The organism is Streptomyces sp. NBC_00576 (genome assembly GCF_036345175.1).
Classification (GTDB): Bacteria; Actinomycetota; Actinomycetes; order Streptomycetales; family Streptomycetaceae; genus Streptomyces.
This window is the reverse complement of the sequence record NZ_CP107780.1, coordinates 9,934,816-9,959,073: the sequence shown is the minus strand read 5'-3', so window position 1 is coordinate 9,959,073 and position 24,258 is coordinate 9,934,816. Positions and strand designations below refer to the sequence as shown.

The following is a 24,258-nucleotide window of genomic DNA, read 5'->3' as shown; positions in this document are numbered from 1 at the left end:
TGCAGCACTACCGCCACCGATGGCTCAAGTGAGGTCGAATAGGCTGAACCATTGGCACAGACATATCGGTCCGTGAGCGTCCACTGCCGAGCCAACGGACCATGTACGAGGAGGACAGAACCATGGCTGTGGACGAGCTCGACACCCGCATTCTGCGCCTGCTGCTGGAGCAGCCCCGCACCAGCGTGCGCGAGTACGCCCGTGTCCTCGGCGTCGCGCGCGGCACCCTGCAGGCCCGTCTCGACCGCCTCGAACGGGACGGCGTGATCACCGGCACGGGTCCCTCGCTCTCCCCCGCCGCGCTCGGTCACCCCGTGCTCGCGTTCGTGCACATCGAGGTCACCCAGGGCCATCTCGACGAGGTCGGGAACGCGCTGGCGACCGTGCCGGAGATCGTCGAGGCGTTCTCGATCGCCGGCGGCGGTGATCTCCTCGCGCGGGTCGTGGCCCGCGACAACGCCCACCTGGAAGACGTGATCCAGGCGGTGATCAGCGTGCCTGGAGTGGTCCGCACCCGCACCGAGGTGGCGCTGCGCGAACGGGTCCCGCACCGGCTGCTGCCCCTGGTCGAGTCGCTCGGCCGCACGGCGACCGGCTGATCCTGGGCCCTGCTCGCTCCCGGCCCCTTGGCATCCTGGGAACCATGAGCACTCTCGGCACCACCGCGGTCATCTTCGATCTCGACGGAACACTCGTAGACAGCGAGCCGAACTATTTCGAGGCGAGCCGGCAGACCCTCGCCGCGTACGGCGTCACGGGCTTCACCTGGGCCGACCAGGAGGAGTCCGTGGGCATCAGCACGCGGGAGACGGTCACGCTGTGGCGGGAGCGGTACGGGCTGCGCGCACCGGTCGAGGAGTTGCTCGCGGAGAAGAACCGCCGCTATCTCGAGCTGGCCCGGGCCGACACGCCTGTCTATCCGGAGATGCGGAAGTTCGTGGAGCTGCTGGCGGGCGAGGGCATCCCCATGGCGGTGGCCTCGGGTTCCGCGCTGCGGGCCATCGACGCGATCCTGGCGGGCACGGGCCTGGACGCGTTTCTGCGGACCGTCGTGTCCTCCGACGAGGTCACCCGCGGCAAACCCGCACCGGACGTCTTTCTGGAGGCGGCGCGACGCCTCGGAGCGGCCCCGGCGGACTGCGTGGTCCTGGAGGACGCCGCTCCGGGCAGCGCCGCCGCGCACACGGCGGGCATGCGCTGCATCGCGATCCCGTACCTCGCCGCACAGGCCGACGATCCCGAGTTCGCGACGGCGGAGCTGCTCCTGCGTGGCGGCCAGCGGGAGTTCACGGCCAGGGCGGCGTACGACTGGCTCGTCCGCACGGCGAAGCAGCGCGGACAGACCGGGTAGGGCGGGCAGAGCCGGGGGAAACGGGTTCAGGGGAGTTGCCCGGCCCGGGCGGCTGCCGGGTGGTGCTCGGCGGAAGTAACCGAGGGCCGTCGCGGTGTCGCCGTCGGCGAGGGCCGGCAGACCCATGGCGAGCAGTACCCGTACGGCGCGGGCGAGTTCGGCCTCGTACCCGCCGCGCGCGTCGAGTCCGGCGCAGACCTCCGCGAGCGGGGCCAGCGCCGGTACGGACCGGCCGTGCGGCGGTAAGGAGGCACAGCCGTCGGTCTCCCAAAGTGAGGCGCGCAGTCGGTCGGCCGCCTCGTCGTGGTCGCCGGCCTCGCAGCGTCCCGCGGCGGAGCCGCAGACAGATGCAGCCCCGCGCCCGACTTCCGAGCCGCTCAGGGCGTGCGGCGGATGCTACGACTTGCGGCGGGGCTTGCCCTGGCGGGCGCCGCCGGCCTTGCCGGAACCGCCACTCCGGGCGCCCCTGCCCGCCGCTCCGCCCTTGCCGGCGCCCCGGCCCGCGGACCGTCCTGCGACGGGCTTGCGTGCGGTGCCCTCCGTGCCGGAGCGCTTCTTGGTCTTCGGCTGCTCCGCCTCGGGCTCCTGGCGGCGGCCACGTGAGCTGTTGACGGTGCGGCCCCGCACGATGCCGATGAAGTCCTCGACCAGGTCGGTCGTGCGGTCCTCCGGCCAGGACAGGGCGACCTGGGACTCGGGCGCGTCGGTGACCGGACGGTAGGTGAGGTCCTTGCGGTGATGGAGGCGGGCGAGGGACTGGGGGACGACCAGGACGCCGATCCCGGCCGCGACCAGTTCGATGGCGTCCTCGGTGGTCGCGGGGCGCTCGATCGCGGGGCGGCCGGGGAGGCTCTCCCAGGCGAGGGTGTCGTCGAGGGGGTGCAGCACGATGTCGTCGGCGAGGTCCTCGGCGGTCACCTCGTCGACGGCGGCCACGACATGGTCCTTGGGGACCACGACCACCGAGATCTCGGTGTAGAGGGAGATCGCGCTGAGCACCGTACGGTCGACCGGCAGCCGTACGAGGGCCGCGTCGGCGTCTCCGGTGAGCAGCAGGTCGCCCACGTCGGCGGCGGCCACCTGGAGCAGGGTCAGGGGGACGTCGGTTCGCCGCTCGTTCCAGATCCGCACCCACTTGGCGGGGATCACTCCCGGGACGTACGCGAGCCGGAACGCGGGGGAATCTTCCGAGCCAGTCACCGCGCCAGGCTACCTGCCGCACTCCTCCCGCCGCGCTCCCCTCCCCGTGCGCCCTGTCCACCCCGTCCACTGTGGTCGGCGCTGGTTCATACGCTCGATACCCTTGACACCATGACGACGCACCAGACCTCCCAGACCATGAAGCCCGCGACCGCGGCGAAGAAGCTGGGTGTGTACCTCCAGGCCACCCCCGCAGAGTTCCAGGAGGGTGTCGTCACGCGCGCCGAGCTGTCCGCGTTGCAGGCCGACCCGCCGGCTTGGCTGCGCGACCTGCGGCGCGACGGCCCGCACCCCCGTCCGGTGGTCGCGTCGAAGCTGGGTGTCTCCATCGCGGGGCTCGCCCGCGGCGGGGTCACCGAGGCCCTTACCACCGAGCAGATCGACGCCCTGAAGCAGGACGACCCCGAGTGGCTCCGCCAGGAGCGCTCCGTGCAGGCCGACGTACGCAAGGAAGCGGTGCGTATCAAGGAACTGCACCAGGAACAGAAGGAAAAGCGGGAGAACCAGGGCAGGTAGGCGGAGCGGGCCGAGGAATCGGCCCGGTCGCGCTCGTGACCGTGTGAAAGGGTTTCGGCCGGACCGGCGGAGTGCGCACGTCGACGGTTCCGACATGCGCGACGCCCCCGTCTCGCCGATCATTGTCCGTGCCGTGCGGCAAGCGCTACGACGACGAGAGGTGCGGAGGCCATGGACGCTTTCCGGCCGCTGCTCTTCGACGACGTCGAGGCACTGCTCGCCGGGCCGACCGCCGGGGACCTGCCCCGGCTGGTCGAGGAGTACGGCCTGCTGCGTCAGTTCGTCGAGGGCACGGCCGCCGGAGTGTTCGTCCTCGACACGGAGCTGCGGTTCCTGTACGTCAACCCGCACATGGTCCGGGTCAGCGGTCTGTCGGCCCAGGAGCTCCTGGGGCGGACGCTGGCCGAGGCGTCGCCAGGGGTCGAGCGGCCCGAGAGCGTGCTGCGGCAGGTGCTGCACGACGGGCAGCCCCGTGAGCTCGTGGGGACGGGGCACACCCGCGCGGACTCGCCCTTCATCCGTCGTGCCTGGCACGCCACCTATCACCGGCTCCAGGACGAGCAGGGTCGAGTTCTCGGTCTCGCCGGGGTCTTCCTTGAGATCAGTGCCCCGCAGCAGCACGTCGACGAGTTGGAGCGCGCGCACCGCCGGATGACCCTGCTGGACACGGCGACAGCGCGCATCGGCACCACGGCGGACGTGCAGGCGACCTGCGCCGAGCTGGCCCAGTTCATGGTGCCGGACCTGGCGGACGCGGCCGGTGTCGAGCTGAACCTCGAGGTGAAGGCCGGTCCGCACCGGCCGCCCCCGGGAGTGCTGCGGCTGCGCCGGGCGGCCCTCGCGGCGGTACCCGGCATCAAGGACGCGGTGCTCGCCCTGGCCGATATCGGCGACACCCTGGACTATCCGCCGGGCACCGAGCTCCGCGCGTGCCTGGACGCCGGACTCCCCTGGCTGAGCAACGGCATCTCCGAGGAGGAGTGGCAGTCCGGGGTGGTGCGCGCGGACCTGGCCTGCGATTACCAGGGCAGCGGCATCCACTCGGTCCTCGTCCTGCCTCTGATCGCAGGCAGGCGCCCTCTGGGCACTCTCTCCCTCGTGCGCGCGTTCGACTCCCCCGGATTCACGGTCGACGACGTGTCAGTGGCCCTCGAACTGGCCCACCGGGCCGCCGGCGCCCTGGAGCGCGCCGCCCTGCACACCCGCGAGCACAGCATGGCCCTGGAGCTCCAGCACGCGCTGCTCACCGACACCACGGCGCCGCCGAACCCGCGCGCACCGATCGCGTTCCGCTATCTGCCCGCCGACGACGTGGCCCTGATCGGAGGCGACTGGTTCGACAGTCTGCCCCTGCCCGACGGCCGGAATCTGCTGGTCATCGGGGATGTCATGGGCCACGGGGTCGAGGCCGCCGTCGCGATGAGCCACTACCGCTCCGCGCTGCGCGCCCTGGCCATGGCCGGTCTGCCCCCGCACCTGCTGCTCACCCACGCGGACCGCACGGTCGCCGACTCCGGGTTCGACCGGGTCGCCACCTGTCTGCTGGCCCTGGAGGATCCCGCCCACCAGACGGTGTCCTACGCGAACGCCGGCCATCTCCCGCCCGCCTTCCTCTCCCCGGACGGCACGGTCGCACTCGTCGACGTCCCGTCCGGCCCGCCCCTGGGCACCGGATTCGGCAGCTATACGACGCTCACCCGCCCAACGGTCCCGGACGGCGTGCTCCTGCTCTACACGGACGGGCTGGTGGAGCGGCGCGGTGAGGACATCGATGTGTCACTGCGCCGCCTCACCCGGCTCCGACTGTCGCCGCGTGCCTCCCTGGACGCCATCCTCGACGACGTACTGGCCCAGCTCGCGGACGCTCCCGCCGAGGACGACATCGCTGTACTGGCCGCCCGTTCACGGCCGGTCTGAACGGCGCCGGAGGCGGGCGGAGGGCGTTGTCTGTGGGCTCGCCCGTGGTTGCCGTCATTCGTGTCCGTCCCGTTCAGTGGCGGAGCCGGTCGAAGCGGAACGGTGCGAGGGCCTCCGGGCGGTTGCCGGTGCGGATGTACTCGGCGAGTCGGTGGCCGGTGGCGGGGCCCAGGGTGACGCCGAGCATGCCGTGACCGGTGGCCGCGTCGGCGTTGTCGTACCCGGGGAGGCGGTCGATCACCGGAAGTCCGTCGGGGAGGAACGGGCGCCCACCCACCCAGGGGTCGCGGATCAGGCTCACCAGGTCGTCCGGGTCGTCGAACCAGGGGCCCAGGTAGTGGCGGCTCGCCAGGGCCACGGCGACGATTCTGCGCCAGTCGAGCCGGTTGTTGTTGCCGCTCAGCTCCATCGTGCCGCCGATCCGCGTGGTGCCGCCGATCGGTGAGGCGACGGCCCTGCGTTCCCCGAAGTACAGGGTGTGCCGGGGCGCCGGGTCCAGGTCGACGGAGAAGCTGTAGCCCTTGCCCGCCTGGAGTGGCAGCCGGTGTCCCAGGGTGCGCAGCAGGTCGGGTGAGCGCATGCCGGCCGCGACGACGACCGTCGAGCAGGGGATGTCGCCCTGGTCCGTGGTCAGCGCGGTGACCTGCCCTCCCCCGGTCCTGAACCCCGTCACCTCGGCGTTCTCGTGGACCTTCACTCCGGCCGCGGCGAGGGCCTCGCCGAGGCCGCGGGCGAACGCCTCCGGATCGACCACCCCCTCCCCCTCGACGAGGTAGGCCGCGCGCACCCGGGGCGACAGCGCCCCGTCCAGCAGACGCGCCTCGGCGCCCGTGGTGACGTCCTCAGGCATCGGGTAGTGGCCGTCCGCCATCTCCCGCTGGACCGCGAGGTGGTGGCGGGCCTCGGCCGGGGACAGGAACGCGTGCACCTGGGCACGGTCGGGATCACCGGAACTCCCGCCCAGGTGCGCCGTTTCGGGCTGCTGGTGAAGTGCCAGACTGAGATCCTGCTCAGGGAGTCCGTGATGCTGCGCTCCCGGCTGCTCGCCGAGCGGGCGGCGGAGACCCTGCTCGCCGACATCGCCTCCTACGACCCCCAGGTCGTGGAGGGTGACTTCCTGGTGTTCCGGGCCGCCGAACTGGGCTTCGACCTGCGGCTGCAACGGGTCGCGGTGGCCATCGAGGTGAACGTGCCCGGCGCGGGCGTCCGACGCCAGGGCGCTCCGCCCGGGACATGGCGCTGGTCCGCTCGGAGTTGCTCCGCACCGTCCGCGAGGTTTTTACCGACCCGCAGGACATCGTCGCCTCCACGGCTCCCGGCTGGATCGGCGTACTGCGCCGCCTTCCGGCCCGGGCCGAGGTGGCTTCCCTGGCCGCCGACTGCCGGCGGATCACCGATGTCATCGCCGCGCAGGACGGCCTCATCGCCCGTGCGGGGATCGGCGAACCGGCCTTCTCCGTCGCCGGTCTGCGCGACTCCTGGCAGGACGCCCGGGACGCACTGTGCCTCGGCGCCCGCATGACGGGCGGCTCCGCCGTGCACCTGATCGCCGAGCTGCGCGTCCATCAGGTCCTGGCGGCGGTGAACCAGCCCGCCCGCCGCATGGTCGAACTGACCGCCGCGCAGCTACGGGCCCAGCCGGACTGGCCGGTGCTGCGCGACACGGTCACCGCCTGGTGCGAGAGCGGGTTCAACCTCGTCCGGACGTCCGCCGCCCTGCACATCCACCGCAACACCGTCGTCTACCTCTGATCTTGGCCGGTGCTCCGCCCTTCAGCTTCAGGGCGGGGGTGAAAGCCATCCTTGGCCCGGAGGCGCGGAGCGCCGGAGTGCTGTCCGTCTGCGGGGTGAGGGTCAGACGGGGCGCTGCTGGTTCTCGATGTACTGCTTGACAACGGTCAGGGGTGCCCCGCCGCACGATCCGGCGAAGTAGGAACCGGACCAGAAGTGTCCGCCCCACAGGTATCGGCGGACGTGGCTGTCGTACTCCTGGCGGAGTCTGCGGGAGCTGACGCCCTTGAGGGAGTTGACCAGTTTGGAGAGCTGGACTTTGGGCGGGTAGTGCACGAGCAGGTGGACGTGGTCGTGTTCGCCGTTGAATTCTTTCAGCTCGGCCTCGAAGTCGGTGCAGACCTCCCGCATGATCTCTTCGGTGCGGGTCAGCATGGCGTCGGTGAACGCTCTCCGTCGGTATTTGGTGACGAAAACCAAGTGAACGTGCAGGTTATGGACAACATGGCGACCGGCTCTGACATCGGGATGAGGGTTCCAGCGCGGTGACATAAACCAATGCTAGATTGCCGACTTGTGAGTAAATACACCCTGGTCAAGCGGCAGTTCGGGCACCGTGCCCGGCTTGCGCTGTCTCCTGCCAGGGTTCGCACAGCGGATGATCAGGCGCACGCGGCCCGCACGATGTGGAATCTTCTCCACGCGTGGTGGCGGATGATGCCGAAGGAAAAGCGGACTCTCGCACACGCCGACGCCGCGATCCGGCAAGCCCGCCAGGACATCGGCTTCCTTGCGGTCCTGCCCGCCCAAGCGGCGCAAGCGGTGCTCAAGACGTACTTCCAGGCGTGGAAGAACTGCTGGGAGGGCCGCGCAGACGCCCCGAACTTCAAGGGCCGCATCCGCACGGTGATGTCCGTGGACATTCCGCAGGGCCGGGACCTGAACATCACCCGCGTACACCGGCGCTGGGGCATGGTCAACATTCCCAAGGTGGGCCGGGTCCGCTTCCGCTGGACCAAAGACCTTCCGGTCGGCAAGCGTGCGGGCGCGGAGAACCGGATCACCGGGGCACGGCTGGTCAAGGACGCGCTCGGCTGGCACATCGCCTTCCGTGTCCAGACCCTTCAGGGCAAGCCCGAGCCCCACACCGGGCCGGATGTCGGCATCGACGTGGGCGTCACCGTGCCCATCGCCCTCTCGGACGGCGAAACGTACGAGCACGGCGCATGGCTGACCGGCAAGGAGAAGGCCAAGCTCCTGCACCTGGCGCAGCGCGCCGCACGGCGTAAGCGGCATCGCAGGCCCGGCGAGCGCACCAGCCGCCGACTGCACCACACCTACGACCAGATCGCAGGACTACGCGCGAAAGCCAAGCGCCGGGCCCTGGACTGGCAGCACCAGGCGACCACCGCCATCGCCAAGCAATACGGCACGGTCGTGGTCGAAGCCCTCACCATCACGAACATGGTCAAGTCCGCCAGGGGCACCATCGAGGAGCCGGGGACGAACGTCGCCCAGAAGTCTGGGCTGAACCGCTCCATCAGCCAGGAGGCATGGGGCCGGACGGTCACCATGCTGACGTACAAGAGCGCCCAGCACGGCGGCACCCTGGTCAAGGTCCCTGCCCCCGGCACCTCCCGACGCTGCTCCGCCTGCGGCTGCACCACGCCCGGCAGCCGGGAGTCCCAGGCCGTGTTCGTGTGCAAGAACCCGGACTGCGGCTGGTCGGGCAACGCCGACCACAACGCAGCCCGCAACGTCCTGCACCTGTACCGGACGGGCCTCGCGCTCATCCCGGCTGCCGGGAGGGCAGTCGTCAGGCGCGCCAAGCGCGTCAAGCCCGCTACCGCAAGGTAAGCAGGAATCTCCCGGCTTCAGCCGGGAGAGCACTTCAACGGATGAACAAGATCGAGCAGCTCACCGGCCGTCCGCTGCGCGAACACCGGATCACCATGGCCCTGTACCTCGCCTGTCTGGCCGACGAACTGGGCGAGGGCGCCACCCCCGGCGAAGGGTGACGCCCCCGAAGCCACGCTCCTGGTGTTATCCGGCGGACTCGCCCGCCGTGGGCCGACGCGAGGCCGCCATCGCCTCGTCGACGTCCGTCAGGGGACGCAGCCGGTAGCTGTACGAGTAGTCGCGGCCCGCGAACAGCTTGTACTCGTCGTGGGTGTGCGCGCCCCAGCTGTTGTCGCCGCCGACACCCATCTGACGGTGGCTCAGCCGCAGGACGACCTCATCGCGCGGGGTGAGCTGGTAGTCGTGGCGGGCCCCGACCGACAGGTCCTCCGGCGTGAAGTGCGAGGCGTTGACCTCCAGTAGCGGTTCGGCGGAGACCAGCAGGCCGGCGCCTCGGCGGTCGGTGAGGGCGATCCAGCGGACGTCGGTCTTGTTGCCGTTCTCCTGCGGGCGCAGGTAGCCGCTCCACTGCCCGTCGACGGTGCCGGAGTACAGGCCCACGTCGGTGGAGTTGTTGCGGTCCCAGTGGTTCTCCTCGGGGCCGCGCCCGTAGTAGTGCAGCCGGTCCAGGCGGCCGGGCAGGAGAAGCAGGGTGCCGACCTCCGGAATGTACGGCAGTGAACTCGCCCCCGGGTGCAGGGTGTTGTCGACCTTGATCTCACCGTTGCCGAAGACGGTGTAGGTGGTGGTGTACGTCGATGCCGACGTCGTCGGCAGCGTGCCGGCGACCTTGATCTCGACGGCCCGGTCCCGCAGGGCGCGGACACTCACGCCGGTCACCGCCCGCCGGGCGCCCGCGTCGCGCCAGGTCTGGTTGCGGGTGTGCTGGCCGTTGCCCCGGTCGTTGTCGGTGGGGGCCCGCCAGAAGTTCGGGGTCGGCCCGGACTCGATCAGCTGGGCGCCGCCCGCCTTGTACGACGTGATCACACCGGTCGCCTTGTCGACGGTGACCGAGAAGCCCTTGCCCTTGACGGTGACCGACGCGTCGCCGTCCTCGTGCCGGAGCGCCGGGACGCGGGCCAGCGGTACGGGCGTGACGGCGGGGCTGCCGGCGTCGAGGGCGAGTTGCTGCCGGGCCACCTCGAAGCCGGCCTTGGCCCACTTCGTGCTCTCCCTGGTGGTGAAGGACAGCTGCAGGAAGTACTCCTCACCCGGCGCCGGGTCGTCCGGCAGTTCGAAGGGCACGGTGATGGTCTTGGCGGACAGGGGCGCCACGTCCAGCTGGGCCCGGGTCAGCTTGCCGCGCCGGACCACCTTCCCGTCGGCGACCAGTTCCCAACGTCCGTCGAATTCGCGGAGGTTGGTGAAGAGGTATTCGTTGGTGAGGGTGACCGCGCCCGGCGCCGCACCCGAGGAGATCTGCACCGCCTGGTAGATCCGCTTGACCTCGGCGGACTTGCCGGTCAGCCTGCGGTCGGCGGTGATGATGCCGTCCCCGGCGAAGGCCCCGTCGTTGGGGTTGTCGCCCCAGTCGCCGCCGTAGGCGTAGAACGTCTTGTCGCGGGGCCGCTTCTCGGTGAGGCCGGCGGTGGCGGCGTCGAACCAGAACCGTACGCCGTCGTCGCCGGGGCCACGGCTCTCGGAGGCGAGTTCCGTGGCGCTCAGCGCGCGGGCGTACACGCGGGCCTTACGGATGGTGCCGCTGAACTCCCGGGTGGGGTTGTCGACGTCGGTGGCGAGGGCGAGGGACGCGGTGTTGTTGCTGGGCCGCTGGGTGGTGGCCCTGGTGGCCCGCGCCACGCCGTCGACATGGAGGGTCAGCGTGCCCGCCGTCGCGTCGAAGACACCGGCGATGTGGTGCTCCTTGCCGGTCCAGTCGTCGGGCAGCGCCCAGTACGCGCTGATCCACTGGCCGCCGCCGTAGATGAAGAACTCCAGGCCCCTGTCCGACTGCTTCAGGGCGTACTGGGTGTCGCCCTTGGCGATGACGGGCTGGTGGTAGCCCAGGAAGTGCGGGGTGATCCACGCCTCCAGCGTCAGGGAGCCGGTGAGGTCGAGGCTCTCGTCCCGGGCGAAGACGGTGCCCCCGGAAAGGCCCTTGTCGCGGGTGAAGGTGCCGGCGGGGGCGATGATCTCGCCCTGGAGCGCGGTGGGCCCGGTCTCGGTGAGGAGCTTGCGCGTCGGGGTGGGCCAGCTGAGGGCCTGGTCGACGAAGTCCCAGATCCAGCCGCCCTGGAGGACCGGGTAGCGGCGGACGAGATCCCAGTACTTCTTGAAGTTCCCGTTGGAGTTCCCCATGCCGTGGGAGTACTCGATCATCACGTACGGCCGGGTGTCGTTGGTGTCCTTCGCCCGTTGCTCGACGCGGGCGGGACTGTCGTACATCTCGGAGCGGATGTCGCTGATCCCGGGGCGGTCGTCGCCCTCGTACTGGATGACCCGGGTGGTGTCGTAGGAGCGGATCCAGTCGTACATGGCGTTGAACGTGGTGCCGCCGCCCGCCTCGTTGCCGAGCGACCAGATGACGACCGAGGCGTGGTTCTTGTCCCGGTGGACCATGTTCTGGGCGCGGGCCACGCATGCCGTGGTCCACTCGGAGTGGTTTCCGGGGTACTCGCCCCGGACGCCGTGGGTTTCGAGGTTGGTCTCGTCCACGAGGTACAGGCCGTACTCGTCGGCGAGTTCCAGCCACAGCGGGTTGTTCGGGTAGTGCGAGGTGCGGACGGTGTTGATGTTGAGCCGCTTGATGATGCCGATGTCCTGGACCATGTCCGCGCGGGTGAGGGCCGAGCCGTGGACGGGGTGCATCTCGTGCCGGTTGGTGCCCCGGAAGGAGACCGGCTTGCCGTTGATGCGCATCAGCCCGTCCTTGAGGGCGAACTCGCGCAGGCCGACCCGGTGGGAGAGGGTCTCGATCACCTTGCCGGCGGGATCGCGCAGGCGGAGCACGGCCGTGTAGAGGTTGGGGTGTTCCGCCGACCACAGACGCGGCGCGGGCACGGCCTTCGCGGCCTGTACGGACTTCTCCTGGCCTGCGTCGAGCGCGACGGTCTGCTGCAGCGGACGCGACCACACCGGGTGCCCGCCGGCGTCGTACAGCTGCGTTTCGACGGAGTACTGGCCGGCGCCCTTGCCGCCGTAGTCCCGCACGTTCGCGGTGACCGACAGTTCGGCCGCCGAGTAGTCGTCGCTCAGCGGGGTGTCGAGGCGGAAGTCGCGCAGGCGCACGGCAGGCGTCGAGTAGAGGTACACCGAGCGGAAGATGCCGCTCAGCCGGATCATGTCCTGGTCCTCCAGCCAGTCGCCGTCGGAGTAGCGGTAGACCTCCACGGCTATCTGGTTGGTGCCGGGCTTCAGATGCGGGGTGATGTCGTACTCGGAGGGGTCGTAGGAGTCCTCGTGGTAGCCGACCAGCGTGCCGTTGATCCATACGTAGTGGGCCGACTTGACGCCTTCGAAGTGCAGGAACGTACGTCGCCCCGACCAGTCGCGCGGGAGCGTGAAAGTGCGGCGGTACTGGCCCACGGGGTTGTGGACGGTCGGCGCGGCCGGCGGTTGCGCGTTCTCGCCCCGGCCGTTGGCGCCCCACCAGGGATAGTCACTGTTGATGTAGATCGGGCTGTCGTACCCGTGCAGCTGCCAGGCGGAGGGGACGGGGATGGTGTCCCAGGCACGGTCGTCGACGTCGGTGCGGTAGAAGTCGGTGTCCCGGTCGTCGGGGCGGTCGACGTACGCGAACTTCCAGGTGCCGTCGAGGCTCTGCCGGTACGGGGAGCGGGTGCGGTCGGCGGCGAGGGCCTGGGCGAGGGTCGCGTACGGCATCAGCGTGGTGTGCGCGGGTTCGGTGCCGACGCGGAAGACGTCGATGTGGCCGTTCCACTCGGGGGTGGCGTCCACCGTGTCCGCGGCGGCGGCCCGGTGGGCGGCGGCCGGTCCGGACAGGGCGAGCGCGCCGAGGACGGCGGCTCCTCCCTCCATGAGACGGCGGCGGCTGACGGCGAACTCGTGGGGGTGCGGCATGACCGTGGCCTTCCTCGGTACGACAGTGCGCTGTACGGACTGAGGGTGCGTCAGATCGTGTTCGTTACTGTTGACAATCGACCCGGAATCCGGCAGCGCTTTGGGCATCGGTGACGGCTCAACTCACCGGGGCGGTGCAGGAGTTGATATTGAGTCAGCGCACAACTGCTGGTGACAGTGGGAGCTGCCGAGCCAGGCTCACCCTAGGACTTCGAACACAGCCGAAGCAAGAATCTTGTCGGACTCTGTTGGATCCTGATGGCTCACCCAGCTCCCCACCTCGCTCAGTGACCCCGGGATGCCTCAGGCGGGACCGTCCCACAGCACATGCAGGGCGGACGGCTTGCGGAAGACCAGGCCCTGCGGGGTGGCGGGGCGGTCCGGATCGAGGCGCAGTGCGGACAGGCGTTCGAGGAGGCGGCGGAGGGCGATGCGGGTCTCCAGACGGGCGAGGTGCGCGGCGAGGCAGTAGTGCGGGCCGTGGGCGAAGGCCAGTTGGAGGCGGGCGTTCTCGCGGCGAACGTCGAACCGGTCGGGGTCGGGGAAGACGGCGGGGTCTCGGTTGGCGCCGGTCAGGGAGACGGTGACCAGGTCGCCGCGGCGGATCGAGGCCGAGCCGAGGACGGTGTCCCGGGTGGCGTAGCGGTCCACGACCGCCGCGCCGGGTTCGAGGCGCAGCGACTCCTCGATCGCGCCGTCCAGCAGGTCGAAGTCGGCTTGGACGAGTGCGAGTTGGGCGGGATGCCGGAGCAGGTGCAGGAGCGCATTGGTGATCATCGCCTCGGTGGTCTCGATGCCTCCGAACATCAGGACGGCTGCGTTGGAGGCCACCTCGGGCACGGTGAGCCGTCCGGCGGCGGAGCCGAGGAGGGAGGCGGCGCTCCGGTCGGCGACGGTGGCTTCCACGGCGGCCCTCAGCTGCGCATAGGCCGCGGTGCCTGCGGGACTCGCCGTATGTCCGGCGGTGATGTCGGAGACCGACCGCACGATGGCGTCGTACCAGGCGAGCACCGTGTCCGGGGTGGTGCCGGTGAGCCCCAGCGCCTCGGTGACGACGGTGACCGCGAGGGGTCCGGCGAAGGCGCGGCGCAGGTCCGCGGCGCCGGTCGGCGGGAGTGCGGTGATGAGCCGGTCGGTCTCGCGTTCGATGCAGGCGGTGAAGCCCTCGCGTACCTCTCTCGGGCGGAAGGGGGCAGTGAAGGGCTCGCGGTGACGGGCGTGTTCGTCACCGTCGAGGGAGAGCATGCTGGGGCCGACGACCTGGGCGGTGGAGAAGCGGGGGTCGTCGACGGTGAACGTCGTGGCGTCCCGCATCACGGTCAGCGCGAGATCCCGCCGGGTCACCAGCCAGCCGTTCAACTCCGGCAGCCAGGAGACGGGTTCATGGGCGCGGAGCAGCGCGAGGCGCGGATGCGGGTCGTCGGCGAGTTCGGCGAGGGTGGTGGCGGCGCCGAGCGGGCAGGAGTCGACGAGGTGGGCTGTCATGGCGTGCGAACTCCCTCTCGGTGGCCGGTGTTCGGGCGTGGGTCACTCACTCGACGAACAGTCCCCGTGCCGCGGCCCGCGCGTCGAGCTCCTCCAAGTGGGCCTGCGCGTCCGGCAGGGCGTCGCACATGGCCTCCAGGAGAACCTGCCCCAGCAGCATCGGGGCGCTCACGGTGTCGAACACCAGGCCGGTGCCCACGGCCGCCGGCAGCAGCAGATCGCTGTGGGCGGCCACCGGGGCGAACGTGCCGTCGGCGATCGTCACCACCGTCAGCCCCGCGTCACGGGCATGGTCGAGGGCGTCGAGGAGCTCGCGCGGGTGGCGCGGCAGCGCGAAGCACAGGAGCGCGCTCGCACCGGCCTGCCGGGCCGCGTCGATCCGGTCGGCGAGCAGCGAGCCGCCCTCGTCGAGCAGCCGTACGTCGGGATGGACCTTGGCCGTGAAGTAGGCGAACCCCCGTGCCTGGGCGGCGGAGGCGCGCAGCCCGAGCACCGGCAGCGGCCGGGAGGCGGCCAGCAGCCGGCCCGCGCGTTCCACGGGTCCGGGGTCCGCGAGCAGGGACGCCAGTTGCCGCAGGTTGTCGATCTCGGTCTGTACCGCCTGCTGGTACGGGTTGTTCGACCGGCCCTCCGCCTCCGTGCCGGTGGGGGCGACGTCCCGCAGGTGTCTGCGCAGCGCGGGATACCCGTCGAAGCCGAGGGCGACCGCGAACCGCGTCACCGACGGCTGGCTGACGCCTGCCAGTTGGGCCAGTTCCACGCTCGACAGGAAGGGCACGTCCGCCGCCTGCCTGACCAGACAGTGCGCGATACGACGCTGTGTCGGGGTGAGCCGGCGTCCCTCGAAGAGTTGGTGCAGCCGTACGGAGGAACCGGCCTGGGCGGCCGTGTCGGTGCCGGCGCCGTCACTCATCTGCTCCCCCAGGGGCGGTCGTGTTCGGCCCCCTCTCCCCTGCCCGGCGTGCCGGACGGGAGAGAGGGCGGACGGTCTGTACGCGGCCGAACCGGGTCAGCTCACGAGGCCGGCGCCGGTCAGCCACTCCTTGGCGACGGCGCTGGAGTCCTCCTTGTCGTTGACGAGCTTCTTCATCATCTCCAGCAGGTCCTCGGTGGTGAGCTTCGCCGAGAGGGCGTTGAGGGCGGCCTTGGCCGTGTCGTTGACCGCCGTCTTGTAGACCAGGGGCGTGACGTTCTGCGAGGAGAAGAGGTTCTTCGGGTCCTCCAGGACCACCAGCTTGTCCTCGACGATGGCGGGGTCGGTGGTGTAGAGGTTGGCGGCCTGCACGTCGTCCGACTTGAGCAGCTTCACCAGGGTGGTCTGGGCGCCCGCGTCCAGCGGCTGGAACTTCCCGAACTCCACGCCGTAGACCGTCTTCAGGCCGACCCCGCCCTGCGTGCGGGTCTTGAACTCCGAACCGGCCCCGATCGTCATGTCCTTGGCGACCGGCTTGAGGTCGGCGAGGGTCTTGAGCTTGTACTTGGCGGCGATCTCCGAGGTGACCGTCACCGAGTCCTTGTCCTCGGCCGGGGCTGAGTCGAGTATCTCCACCGACGAGGGGAGTTTCGCCTTCAGTTCGGCGTTGACCTGTTCCGTGCCGGTCGCGGTGCTGTTCTTGTCGACCGCCACGGACAGCAGGGCGCCGTTGTACTCCGGGAAGACGCCAATGCCTCCCTTGACGACCTGGTCGTAGTAGACCTCGCGGGCGCCGATGTCGAACTTCCGCGTCACCTTCAGGCCCTTGGCCTCCAGCGCCTGGGCGTAGATCTCGGCGAGCAGCTGGTTCTCGGGGAAGTTCGCCGAGCCGACGACGATGGATTTCCCGCTGCCACCGCTGCCCCCGCTGTCGCCCGTCAGCGGATTGCTGTCGCTGTCGTCGCCACCGCCGCAGGCGGTCAGCGAGAGGGCGGCGATCAGGCCGAACGCGGCGCCGCGGTAGATGCCTCGAATCGTGCTCATGGGTGTTTCCTTTCTCGGAGCCCGGAGGCTCAGCAACTCTGGAGGTGAAGCAATTCAGGATTTCGACGCCGTGACCCGAAGGCCCGGCGAGACAATGACGCGCCGCAGCGCGGTGAAGGCGACCTGGACGACAAGTGCCAGTGCCACGACGACAGTTGACCCGCCGATGACCAGCTCGTAGTCGTTGCGGGACAGCCCGTCGACGATGAAGCGGCCGAGACCGCCCAGACCGGGATAGGCGGCGACGGTCGCGGTGGCCACGACCTGGATCGCGGCGACCCTGAGGCCGAGGAGGATCAGCGGCAGCGCCATCGGCACCTCCACCCGCACCAGGACCTCCCACTCGGTCATACCGACCCCGCGCGCCGCGTCCCTGGTGTCGGGGTCCACGCCCCGGACGCCCTCGAAGGTGTTGATGAGGATCGGCGGGACCGCGAGCGCGACCAGGGCGACCAGTACCGGCGTGGTGCTGAGCCCGGCGAGGGTGACGACGAGGACCACCAGACCGAACGTGGGGATCGCGCGCGCCAGATTCGCCACGGTGGCCACGGCGAACGCCCCGCGGCCGGTGTGCCCGACGAGCAGCCCGAGGGTCAGCCCGATGACGGCGGCGAACAGCAGCGACAGGCCGCTGTAGGTGAGGTGTTCCAGGAGCCGCTGGGGGATGCCCTCGTCGCCGTGCCACTGCTTCGAGGACGCCAGCCAGTCCCCCACGAGCCGCATCTGGTTCAGGAAGTCGTTCATGGCGCCGTCACCTTGTTCCGGGACCACGGGGTGAGCAGCCGCTGCGCCAGGACCAGAACCGCGTCGGTGGTGAGTGCGAGCAGCATGATCAGCACGATCGCGGTGATGATCGGCGTCGGGAAGTCGAGTTGGAGACCACGGGTGATGTAGTACCCGAGACCGCCCTGTCCGATCAGCTGACCCACGGCGACGAGGCTGATGGACGAGACGGCTGCGACGCGTACGCCGGCGATCACGACGGGTACGGCGATCGGCAGTTCGACCTGGACGACACGGCGGATCGCGCCGAATCCCATCGCGGTGGCGGCGAGCCTGACCGGTTCGGGGACCGAGGCCAGCCCGTCCACGACGTTGGGCACCAGTACCGACAGCGTGTAGATCGTCAGCGGGATCATCACTGTGCGCTCGGTGAGCCCCGTGTACCGGACGAAGATCATGAACAGGGCCAGCGAGGGGATCGAGTACAGGATGTTGGCCACGGTCAGTACCGGTGGGTACAGCCAGCCATAGCGGTGGCAGAGGATGCCGAGAGGTACGGAGATGATCAGTCCGAACAGCACCGGCAGCAGGCCGAGTCTGAGATGGACTCCGGTGTAGTCCGCCAGCTCACCGGCGTGATCGCCGATCCACTGCCAGCGGATCAGCGGTTCGTCGTCGCTCATTTTTTCTCACCACCCGTCCCGGCGGCGTCGGCCGTCCCCGCGGACAGTTCGTGGGCGTCCGCGACTCCGACGACCGCGCCGTCCGCGTCCACGCCCACCGCGAGCCGGGCGGGCGACAGGAGCGCCGAGTCGAGGGCGGCCCGTGCCGAGTCGCCGACCAGGCTGAAGGTGTGGCCGAGGGGTGCCAGCGGTACGTCCGCGAGAGTGCCGCTCTGCGGCAGTTCGGCGACCTCCGCCCAGCCGAGCGGACGCCGGCCGTCGTCGACGACCAGGACCCAGGGCTCGTGACCCGTCCGTGCCGACGCCACGGGCGAGGTCACCGGCAGCACCGGACCGTCGCGCAGCGGCACATCGGCCGCGTTGACGAAGGACAGCCGGCGAATACCCCGGTCCTGCCCTACGAAGTCGGCCACGAAGTCGTCTGCGGGGTGGGCGAGCAGCCGCTCGGGGGTGTCGAACTGCGCCAGCTTGCCGCCCGTGCGGAACACCGCGATGTTGTCGCCGAGTTTGATCGCCTCGTCGATGTCGTGGGTGACGAACACGATCGTCTTGTGCAGTTCCTTCTGGAGCCGGATGAACTCCGCCTGCAGCTCCGCCCGGACGATCGGGTCGACCGCACTGAACGGCTCGTCCATCAGCAGCACCGGTGGGTCGGCGCCCAGCGCCCTGGCCACCCCGACGCGCTGCTGCTGTCCACCGGAGAGCTGGTTCGGATAGCGCTTGGCCATCTCGCTCGGCAGTCCCACCAGTTCCAGCAGTTCCGCCGCCCGCGCCCGGGCCTTCTTCCGGCTCCAGCCGAGCAGCAGCGGAACGGTGGCTATGTTGTCGAGGATCGTGCGGTGCGGGAACAGTCCCGCGTGCTGGATCACGTACCCGATGCCGCGGCGCAGCTCGGGGGCGTGGATCTCCCGGATGTCCTGGCCGCGCAGGCTCACCGTGCCGGCCGTGGGCTCCACCATGCGGTTGACCATGCGCAGGGTCGTGGTCTTGCCGCAGCCGGAGGGCCCGACCAGGACCGTGAGGCCACCCTCGGCCAACTCCAGCGACAGTTCGTCCACCGCTGTCGTCCCGTTTGGATAATTTTTGCTCACCGCATCGAATCTGATCAAAGCTGCCCCTTACCCGACTGCATATCTTCATGCAGAGTTGCCCGTGACTGAATGACAGTCAATGGCCCCCTGTAAACGGCACGTTACAGTCACGCGAAATCAAGCCAAGACGTCCGAAATGTAGGGAGAAACGTTCGTGAAACCGGTCTGGTTCACCATTCTGAAAGGCTCGGACGTCGAAGAGCTGGAGCTGACCGACATCGGGCTGGGCGTCGCTAGGCCGAGGAAGGCCGAAGCACGCGGCCTCGGCCGGAAACTCCGCTTCTCATGACAGACACCGGCAGCGCGAAGGTCGTCGTCGACGGGCGGAGTCTGTCGTACGACGACGTCGTCGCCGTCGCCCACCACGGCGCCCAAGTCGCCCTGGCGGACGAGGTGTTGCCCCGGCTGATGCGTGAACGGGCCATAGTCGAGGACATCATCGACCGCCAGGTACCGACGTACGGCCTGACGACAGGACTCGGCACCCGCTCCTCCTACGCCCTGCCGCGCGCCGAGTTGGAGGCGTTCAGCGTCCGTACGGTACGCGGACGGGCGAACGCGGTCGGCGATCCGCTGCCGGTCCCCGTCGTACGTGCCGCCGTCCTCGCCCGGGTGAACGGCATCGCGGGCGGGGGCAGCGGCGTGCGGCCTCAGGTCCCGCGGTTGCTCGTGGCGATGCTCAACGCGCGGGTGCATCCTGTGATCCCCGAGGTGGGGTCGATCGGCGCCTCCGACCTGTGCCAGCTGGCGCATGTCGGCCTGGTCGTCATCGGTGAGGGCAGCGCCGAGCTCGACGGGGAGGTGCTCGACGGCGCGACGGCACTGCGGCGGGCCGGTCTCGCGCCGGCCGGGCTCGGCCCCAAGGACGGGCATGTGCTGTGCAGTGCGAGCCCGTTGGCGGCCGGACAGGGCGCGCTCGTCCTGCATGAGGCCGCCGCACTTGTCAGGCTGGCCCAGGCGGTCACGGCACTGACCTACGAGGGTTTCCGGGCAAACACGAGCCCGCTCGACCCCCGGGTACTGGGCCTGCGCGCCGCCCCCGGTCAGTCCCGCGCCGCGCGGGAGCTGCTCGCCCTGCTGGACGGCGGTGAGCTGGGCGATCCCCGCAACGCGCGGCGGGTCCAGGACCCCGTCAGTCTGCGCTGCGCCGCCCAGGTGCACGGCGCCGCCTACGCGGCCCTGGACTTCGCCGGCGCCGCCCTGGATCCGGAACTGAACGGCTGCGGCGACAACCCGGTGGTGCTGCCCGACACCGGCGAGATCCTCTCCTCCGGCAACTTCCACACCCCGGCCCTGGCCCTCGCCCTCGACACCCTCGCGCTGGCCCTGACCCAGACCGCGGCGGTGTCCGCCGAGCGCATGCGCCGGCTGCTCGACCCCGCCGTCAGCGGACTGCCCGCGAACCTCTCGACGTACGGACCGGAGCGCTCGGGCTTCGCGCCCCTGACCAAGACCGCGCAGGCGCTCGTCGCCGAGATCCGCATGCTGTCCACACCGGTGTCCACCGATCCCCGCCACGGCGCGGACGCCGTCGAGGACGACTCCACCAACGCGTCGCTCGGAGCACGCCGGCTGGCCATGCTTCTCACAAGACTGCGGCACCTGCTCGCCGTGGAGGCCGTGGTCGCCGCGCAGGCGGTGGACCTGGCGGCGCCGCCCGCCCTGGGCCGGGGACCCCTGCTTCTGCACCGGGCGATCCGGGCGGCCGTACCCCGCCTCGACGACGACCGGCCCTGCGGGGTGGACGTGGAGGCGGTGAGTCACGGCATCCTGGGGTCCGACGACATCCGGGGCGCACTGCGCGCGTTGCTGGGAGAATCGTCACCCCCGGCGGGAGGAACGTCATGACCAGCGTCGACGTACACCAGCATCTGTGGACCCCCGCGCTGGTGGCGGCCCTGCGCGCCCGCCGTGAACCACCGTTCCTGGACGGCTGGACCCTGTACCTGCACGGTGAGCCGCCCTACGAGATACCGCCTGCGGACCACGACATCGCCCGCCGCGCGGAACTCGCCGCCGCCGACGGCCTCGGCCGGGTGCTCGTCTCGCTGTCCGCCCCGATCGGCGTGGAGTGGCTGCCCGCCGCCGAGGCCCGGCCCCTGCTGGACGCGTATCACGAAGGATCGGCCGCTCTTCCGGAACCGTTTCACGCCTGGGCCGCCGCCTGTGTACGGGACATCGACGCGATCGCGACGGCGAAGGACCTCGACCGGGGGTTCGCCGGCCTCCAGCTCCCGGCGAACGCTCTTGCCGACGCCGCCGGTTACGCGCGGTGCGCCCCGCTGCTCGACCTGCTCGAAGAACGCGACCTGCCGCTGTTCGTCCACCCGGGACCGGCGCCCGGCGAGCCGGAGGGTCCGGGCTGGTGGCCGGCGATGGTCCCCTACGTCCAGCAGATGCACGCCGCCTGGTTCGCCTTCCGCGCCTTCGGCCGGCCCCGCCATCCCCAACTGCGCGTGTGCTTCGCCCTGCTGGCCGGGCTCGCCCCGCTGCACGGGGAGCGCTTCGCCGCCCGGGGCGGTGGCTCGGAGATCGACGTGGACCCGGGTGTCTTTGTCGACACGTCGTCCTACGGTCCTCGTGCCGTCGACGCCATGGCCCGGGCCCTCGGCACCGGCGCCGTCGTCCAGGGCTCGGACCGGCCCTACGCGGAGCCGCCGCTGCACCCCGGTTTCGGCCTGGGCGGAGCGGCGGCGTACGCCTTCCGTATCGCCAATCCGCGGCGGCTGCTCACCGGAAGGAATGAGCCGAACACTTCGAAGTGAAAGCCGACCGGGTCCTACGATCGGGTGCCCCGGCTCACCTCGCGGTCGCGCAGGCCGCGCGGGTCGACGACCTCGCGGATGAGCCGCAGTTCGGTCGCGTCGGGCAGCCGGGTCTCGGGGGCGCCGCTCGCGTCGAGCGCGAAGCCGGTGTTCGCGTGGACCTCGTCCGCGGTCACGCCGGGATGCAACGAGCGCACGCGCAGCCGCCCGTCGTCCCCGTAGTCGAGGACGGCGAGGTTGGTGATCACCACGCCCAGGTCGTGGAACCTCAGCCCCTTGGTGCCGCGCGCACGGTCGTTGCCCACGCCGCAGACCACGTCGACCTTCTCGACGAAGACCTTGGGGGTGTGTCGGGCCACCCAGTAGTCGGTGCGGTGGTTGGCCGTGTTGCCCGGGGCGCCCCGTACGCCGATGAGTTGCCGCGTGGGACGACGCCAGTCGCCGATGAGGGAGATGTTCTGGTTGCCGTACCGGTCGATCTGGCTGGCCCCCATCATGCTCTGCCGCCGACCGCCGGCGACGATGTCGAAGACCCGCCGGTACGGCACCCAGCCCTCGACGACGCCCCCCTCGGCCGCTGTCCGGCCGAGCGGCGGCGGGTCGCTCATGAAGTAGGCCTCACCGTCGGTCAGCACCAGGTCCGGGCTGGTCGTCAGACGGGCGAGACGCGCTCCGATCGAGGGCAGCACACCGGCCGTGTGCGCGAGCACCTCCCCGGCACCGCGCCACGCGTCGGCACAGGCGGCAGCGCACACCTCGGCCCGGGTGATCTCCGTCATCGCCCCTCCTCCTGTCCCTCGCGGTTCACGTGGAACTCCGCCACGGCCTGGTGGTACGCCTGCTCGTCGCCGTCAAGGAACGTCTTGCGGAACAGCCGCCAGGCGTCGGCGTCCCGCGCCGCCGACGCATAGTGCGCCTGGAAGGCCTCGTCCCGCCCGTAGTCGGGATCGCAGGAGGTGAAGTGGGCGCCACGAGGTGTCTCGATGACCCCGTTGACGAAGAGACGGCTGATCAGCAGTGACTGCGCGGGCCCGGCGGCGAGCAGGTCCTCCGGGGCGACGATCCGCTCGGTGCTGACATAGCAGCGGTCGGCCGCCATCGCGAACAGATCGTCGAAGTACGGGTCCGGGCCGAGGTATTGGGCGTTGCCCGCCCGGTCGGCGCGGTTGACGTGCACCAGGGCAACGTCGAGACGCAGGGCCTTCATCGCGACGTACTCCTCGTCGGCGTACGGGGAGGCGATCGTCACCAGGTCGGGATTCATCGTGAGGACGTCGGAGCCCAGGCCCGCGCGGGTGGGCAGGAAGGACAGCCGGCTCGCGGCGGCCCGCAGGCCGGTGACGAACATGCCCTCGTCGTACTCGGCGGTCTCCACACCGCCCTGCTCCCGTACCGAGCGGAAGTGCGGGTCGAGGGCGATGCTGTCCAGCGAGACGAAGCCGTAGACGAGCTTGCGCACCCGGCCCGCCGCGCACAGCAGCCCCACGTCCGGGCCGCCGAACGTGACGACGGTCAGGTCACGCACGCCGGCGCGCAGGAGTTGGCGCACGAGGGCCATCGGTTTGCGTCGCGATCCCCACCCGCCGATGCCGATCGTCATCCCCGACTCGACGGTGCCGGCGAAGTCCTCCAGGGACATCGACTTGTCACCCATGGGTTGTTCCTCCCGTGCTCCCACCCGTATGGAGTCTTACCTATCAAACAATTGTTAGGTTACGTTGAGTCGACCGACAACCCCTCGGCAGCCGGGCCCTGAGGATTCGTCCTCGCCCCGGCGAGCGGCGCGAGAAGGAGATTCGGCATGAGCGCCCCCATCGCCCCCGTCCATCCCGCCCTGCACACCGCGCTGTGCGATCTGGTCGGCGTCCGCTACCCGATCGTGCAGACCGGCATGGGGTATGTGTCGGGCGCCGAACTGACGGCTGCCACCGCGGCGGCCGGTGGGCTCGGCATCCTCGCCAGTGCGACGCTCTCCCTCGACGAGACGCGCGACGCCATCCGTGCCGTCCGGGAACGTACCGACGCGCCGTTCGGCGTGAACATGCGCGGCGACTCACCCGACGTCCTGGAGCGCGGCGCCCTCCTCGTGCGCGAGGGCGTGCAGATCGCGTCCTTCGCACTCGCGCCCCACGAGCGCGTCATCCGCCAACTGAAGGACTCCGGACTGGTCGTCATCCCGTCCATCGGCGCCCGTCGCCACGCCGAGAAGGTCCAGGCGTGGGGAGTGGACGCGGTCGTCGTGCAGGGCAGTGAGGGCGGCGGCCACACCGGGGGTGTACCCATATCGATCCTGCTCCCGCAGGTCGTGGACGCCGTCGACATCCCGGTCATCGCGGCCGGCGGGTTCCGCGACGGGCGGGGGCTGGTCGCCGCGCTCGCCCAGGGCGCCGTGGGCATCGCGATGGGCACGCGGTTCCTGCTGACCAGCGACAGCACCGTGCCCGACTCGGTCAAGGCCGAGTACCTCAAGCGGGGCGTCGCCGACACCGTCGTCACCCCGGTCCTCGACGGCATCCCCCAGCGCGTACTGCGCACCGAAGCGGTGGAACGGCTGCTGAGGGAACGGGCGCCCGCGCGCCTGGTCCGTTCGCTGCGCCACGCCGTCGCGTTCCGGAAGGTCTCCGGCACCTCGTGGTCCGACCTGGTCCGCGAGGGCCTCGCCATGCGCCGCAGCCATGAACTGGGCTGGTCCCAGGTCGTGATGGCGGCGAACACCCCGATGATGCTGCGCGCCGCCATGGTCGACGGCCGGACGGACCTGGGCACCCTCGCCTCCGGCCAGGTCGCGGGCGTCCTCGACGACCTGCCCAGCTGCGCCGAACTCGTCGAACGCATCGTCGCGGAGGCCGACACCGTCCTCACCCGTCTGACCACCGCCGGAGCGAAACGGTGACCACGATCGGCGGCCCCTCGACCCGGC

Annotated in this window: 22 protein-coding genes and 1 pseudogene; 11 read left to right on the top strand and 12 right to left on the bottom strand. The window is 70.6% G+C overall.

Going from position 1 to position 24,258, the window contains the following annotated elements:
• The first annotated feature begins 122 nt into the window (after positions 1-122).
• The gene (locus tag OG734_RS43300) at positions 123-599 is read left to right on the top strand and encodes an Lrp/AsnC family transcriptional regulator (protein ID WP_330292851.1); all 477 of its coding nucleotides are present in this window, start codon (positions 123-125) and stop codon (positions 597-599) included.
• Positions 600-643: 44 nt separating this feature from the next.
• Positions 644-1,351 (top strand): HAD family hydrolase, encoded by a 708-nt coding sequence (locus tag OG734_RS43295; RefSeq protein WP_330292850.1) that lies wholly within the window; start codon positions 644-646, stop codon positions 1,349-1,351.
• Positions 1,352-1,747: 396 nt separating this feature from the next.
• Here the strand turns inward: OG734_RS43295 and OG734_RS43290 are convergent, their stop codons facing one another.
• The gene (locus OG734_RS43290) at positions 1,748-2,551 is read right to left on the bottom strand and encodes a LysR substrate-binding domain-containing protein (RefSeq protein ID WP_330292849.1); all 804 of its coding nucleotides are present in this window, start codon (positions 2,549-2,551) and stop codon (positions 1,748-1,750) included.
• 111 nt (positions 2,552-2,662) lie between these two features.
• Here OG734_RS43290 and OG734_RS43285 point away from each other — a divergent pair, with 111 nt between their 5' ends.
• Both OG734_RS43285 and OG734_RS43280 read left to right on the top strand, forming a co-directional pair.
• Positions 2,663-3,067, top strand: coding sequence for a DUF5997 family protein (locus tag OG734_RS43285; protein WP_330292848.1), 405 nt, complete (start codon positions 2,663-2,665; stop codon positions 3,065-3,067).
• 171 nt (positions 3,068-3,238) lie between these two features.
• Positions 3,239-4,984 (top strand): SpoIIE family protein phosphatase, encoded by a 1,746-nt coding sequence (locus tag OG734_RS43280; RefSeq protein WP_330292847.1) that lies wholly within the window; start codon positions 3,239-3,241, stop codon positions 4,982-4,984.
• A 73-nt stretch (positions 4,985-5,057) separates the two neighbouring features.
• On the opposite strand, the gene OG734_RS43275 is transcribed toward OG734_RS43280, so the two are convergent.
• Positions 5,058-5,834 (bottom strand): NAD(P)/FAD-dependent oxidoreductase, encoded by a 777-nt coding sequence (locus OG734_RS43275; protein WP_443065127.1) that lies wholly within the window; start codon positions 5,832-5,834, stop codon positions 5,058-5,060.
• A 6-nt stretch (positions 5,835-5,840) separates the two neighbouring features.
• Between OG734_RS43275 and OG734_RS43270 the strand changes: the two are divergent.
• Positions 5,841-6,002 (top strand): annotated as a pseudogene (locus OG734_RS43270) (sugar diacid recognition domain-containing protein); the annotation flags it as partial.
• Positions 6,003-6,217: 215 nt separating this feature from the next.
• Positions 6,218-6,736: a PucR family transcriptional regulator gene (locus OG734_RS43265; protein ID WP_330292846.1), complete on the top strand. Its 519-nt coding sequence runs from the start codon at positions 6,218-6,220 to the stop codon at positions 6,734-6,736.
• A 102-nt stretch (positions 6,737-6,838) separates the two neighbouring features.
• Here the strand turns inward: OG734_RS43265 and tnpA are convergent, their stop codons facing one another.
• On the bottom strand, positions 6,839-7,267 hold the full coding sequence (tnpA, locus tag OG734_RS43260) for an IS200/IS605 family transposase (RefSeq protein ID WP_330292845.1): 429 nt from the start codon (positions 7,265-7,267) through the stop codon (positions 6,839-6,841).
• Between the two features lie 24 nt (positions 7,268-7,291).
• Between tnpA and OG734_RS43255 the strand changes: the two genes are divergently transcribed.
• A complete protein-coding gene (locus OG734_RS43255; RefSeq protein WP_330292844.1) occupies positions 7,292-8,572 on the top strand; it encodes an RNA-guided endonuclease InsQ/TnpB family protein in 1,281 nt (426 codons plus the stop codon).
• A 186-nt stretch (positions 8,573-8,758) separates the two neighbouring features.
• On the opposite strand, the gene OG734_RS43250 is transcribed toward OG734_RS43255, so the two are convergent.
• From OG734_RS43250 to OG734_RS43220, 7 genes are all read right to left on the bottom strand, one after another.
• Positions 8,759-12,634 carry a glycoside hydrolase family 2 TIM barrel-domain containing protein gene (locus OG734_RS43250; RefSeq protein ID WP_330292843.1) on the bottom strand — a complete coding sequence of 1,292 codons (3,876 nt, stop codon included), beginning with the start codon at positions 12,632-12,634 and terminating at the stop codon, positions 8,759-8,761.
• A 303-nt stretch (positions 12,635-12,937) separates the two neighbouring features.
• Positions 12,938-14,119, bottom strand: a complete 1,182-nt coding sequence (locus OG734_RS43245; protein ID WP_330292842.1) for a cytochrome P450 — start codon at positions 14,117-14,119, stop codon at positions 12,938-12,940.
• Positions 14,120-14,165: 46 nt separating this feature from the next.
• Complete coding sequence (locus OG734_RS43240) at positions 14,166-15,032, bottom strand: MurR/RpiR family transcriptional regulator (RefSeq protein WP_330292841.1); 867 nt, start codon at positions 15,030-15,032, stop codon at positions 14,166-14,168.
• Positions 15,033-15,128: 96 nt separating this feature from the next.
• Entirely contained in the window at positions 15,129-16,076 is a 948-nt protein-coding gene (locus tag OG734_RS43235) for an ABC transporter substrate-binding protein (RefSeq protein ID WP_330292840.1), read from the bottom strand.
• A 54-nt stretch (positions 16,077-16,130) separates the two neighbouring features.
• Complete coding sequence (locus tag OG734_RS43230; RefSeq protein ID WP_330292839.1) at positions 16,131-16,820, bottom strand: ABC transporter permease; 690 nt, start codon at positions 16,818-16,820, stop codon at positions 16,131-16,133.
• Positions 16,817-17,482, bottom strand: coding sequence for an ABC transporter permease (locus OG734_RS43225; protein WP_330292838.1), 666 nt, complete (start codon positions 17,480-17,482; stop codon positions 16,817-16,819). Before OG734_RS43225 ends, OG734_RS43230 begins: the two co-directional genes overlap by 4 nt.
• Complete coding sequence (locus OG734_RS43220) at positions 17,479-18,591, bottom strand: ABC transporter ATP-binding protein (RefSeq protein ID WP_330292837.1); 1,113 nt, start codon at positions 18,589-18,591, stop codon at positions 17,479-17,481. The genes OG734_RS43225 and OG734_RS43220 overlap by 4 nt, the downstream gene beginning before the upstream one ends.
• 136 nt (positions 18,592-18,727) lie before the next feature.
• Between OG734_RS43220 and OG734_RS43215 the strand changes: the two genes are divergently transcribed.
• From OG734_RS43215 to OG734_RS43205, 3 genes are read left to right on the top strand one after another with little or no spacing between them, the layout of a single operon-like run.
• Positions 18,728-18,862 (top strand): hypothetical protein, encoded by a 135-nt coding sequence (locus tag OG734_RS43215; protein ID WP_330292836.1) that lies wholly within the window; start codon positions 18,728-18,730, stop codon positions 18,860-18,862.
• The gene (locus tag OG734_RS43210) at positions 18,859-20,421 is read left to right on the top strand and encodes an HAL/PAL/TAL family ammonia-lyase (protein WP_330292835.1); all 1,563 of its coding nucleotides are present in this window, start codon (positions 18,859-18,861) and stop codon (positions 20,419-20,421) included. Before OG734_RS43215 ends, OG734_RS43210 begins: the two co-directional genes overlap by 4 nt.
• Positions 20,418-21,338 carry an amidohydrolase gene (locus tag OG734_RS43205; RefSeq protein ID WP_330292834.1) on the top strand — a complete coding sequence of 307 codons (921 nt, stop codon included), beginning with the start codon at positions 20,418-20,420 and terminating at the stop codon, positions 21,336-21,338. The genes OG734_RS43210 and OG734_RS43205 overlap by 4 nt, the downstream gene beginning before the upstream one ends.
• Positions 21,339-21,352: 14 nt before the next feature.
• Here the strand turns inward: OG734_RS43205 and OG734_RS43200 are convergent, their stop codons facing one another.
• Positions 21,353-22,117 (bottom strand): CoA-transferase subunit beta, encoded by a 765-nt coding sequence (locus OG734_RS43200; protein ID WP_330292833.1) that lies wholly within the window; start codon positions 22,115-22,117, stop codon positions 21,353-21,355.
• Complete coding sequence (locus OG734_RS43195; protein WP_330292832.1) at positions 22,114-22,992, bottom strand: CoA transferase subunit A; 879 nt, start codon at positions 22,990-22,992, stop codon at positions 22,114-22,116. Before OG734_RS43195 ends, OG734_RS43200 begins: the two co-directional genes overlap by 4 nt.
• A gap of 147 nt (positions 22,993-23,139) precedes the next feature.
• On the opposite strand from OG734_RS43195, the gene OG734_RS43190 reads away from it, so the two are divergent.
• Complete coding sequence (locus tag OG734_RS43190) at positions 23,140-24,231, top strand: NAD(P)H-dependent flavin oxidoreductase (protein ID WP_330292831.1); 1,092 nt, start codon at positions 23,140-23,142, stop codon at positions 24,229-24,231.
• Positions 24,232-24,258: the final 27 nt, after the last annotated feature.

Bases quoted from the DNA above. Each gene is read 5' to 3' on its own strand.
- OG734_RS43300 (WP_330292851.1), top strand. From the start codon at position 123: ATGGCTGTGGACGAGCTCGACACCCGCATTCTGCGCCTGCTGCTGGAG.
- OG734_RS43295 (WP_330292850.1), top strand. From the start codon at position 644: ATGAGCACTCTCGGCACCACCGCGGTCATCTTCGATCTCGACGGAACA.
- OG734_RS43285 (WP_330292848.1), top strand. From the start codon at position 2,663: ATGACGACGCACCAGACCTCCCAGACCATGAAGCCCGCGACCGCGGCG.
- OG734_RS43280 (WP_330292847.1), top strand. From the start codon at position 3,239: ATGGACGCTTTCCGGCCGCTGCTCTTCGACGACGTCGAGGCACTGCTC.
- OG734_RS43275 (WP_443065127.1), bottom strand. From the start codon at position 5,834: ATGCCTGAGGACGTCACCACGGGCGCCGAGGCGCGTCTGCTGGACGGG.
- OG734_RS43265 (WP_330292846.1), top strand. From the start codon at position 6,218: ATGGCGCTGGTCCGCTCGGAGTTGCTCCGCACCGTCCGCGAGGTTTTT.
- tnpA (WP_330292845.1), bottom strand. From the start codon at position 7,267: ATGTCACCGCGCTGGAACCCTCATCCCGATGTCAGAGCCGGTCGCCAT.
- OG734_RS43250 (WP_330292843.1), bottom strand. From the start codon at position 12,634: ATGCCGCACCCCCACGAGTTCGCCGTCAGCCGCCGCCGTCTCATGGAG.
- OG734_RS43245 (WP_330292842.1), bottom strand. From the start codon at position 14,119: ATGACAGCCCACCTCGTCGACTCCTGCCCGCTCGGCGCCGCCACCACC.
- OG734_RS43240 (WP_330292841.1), bottom strand. From the start codon at position 15,032: ATGAGTGACGGCGCCGGCACCGACACGGCCGCCCAGGCCGGTTCCTCC.
- OG734_RS43235 (WP_330292840.1), bottom strand. From the start codon at position 16,076: ATGAGCACGATTCGAGGCATCTACCGCGGCGCCGCGTTCGGCCTGATC.
- OG734_RS43230 (WP_330292839.1), bottom strand. From the start codon at position 16,820: ATGAACGACTTCCTGAACCAGATGCGGCTCGTGGGGGACTGGCTGGCG.
- OG734_RS43225 (WP_330292838.1), bottom strand. From the start codon at position 17,482: ATGAGCGACGACGAACCGCTGATCCGCTGGCAGTGGATCGGCGATCAC.
- OG734_RS43210 (WP_330292835.1), top strand. From the start codon at position 18,859: ATGACAGACACCGGCAGCGCGAAGGTCGTCGTCGACGGGCGGAGTCTG.
- OG734_RS43205 (WP_330292834.1), top strand. From the start codon at position 20,418: ATGACCAGCGTCGACGTACACCAGCATCTGTGGACCCCCGCGCTGGTG.
- OG734_RS43200 (WP_330292833.1), bottom strand. From the start codon at position 22,117: ATGACGGAGATCACCCGGGCCGAGGTGTGCGCTGCCGCCTGTGCCGAC.
- OG734_RS43195 (WP_330292832.1), bottom strand. From the start codon at position 22,992: ATGGGTGACAAGTCGATGTCCCTGGAGGACTTCGCCGGCACCGTCGAG.
- OG734_RS43190 (WP_330292831.1), top strand. From the start codon at position 23,140: ATGAGCGCCCCCATCGCCCCCGTCCATCCCGCCCTGCACACCGCGCTG.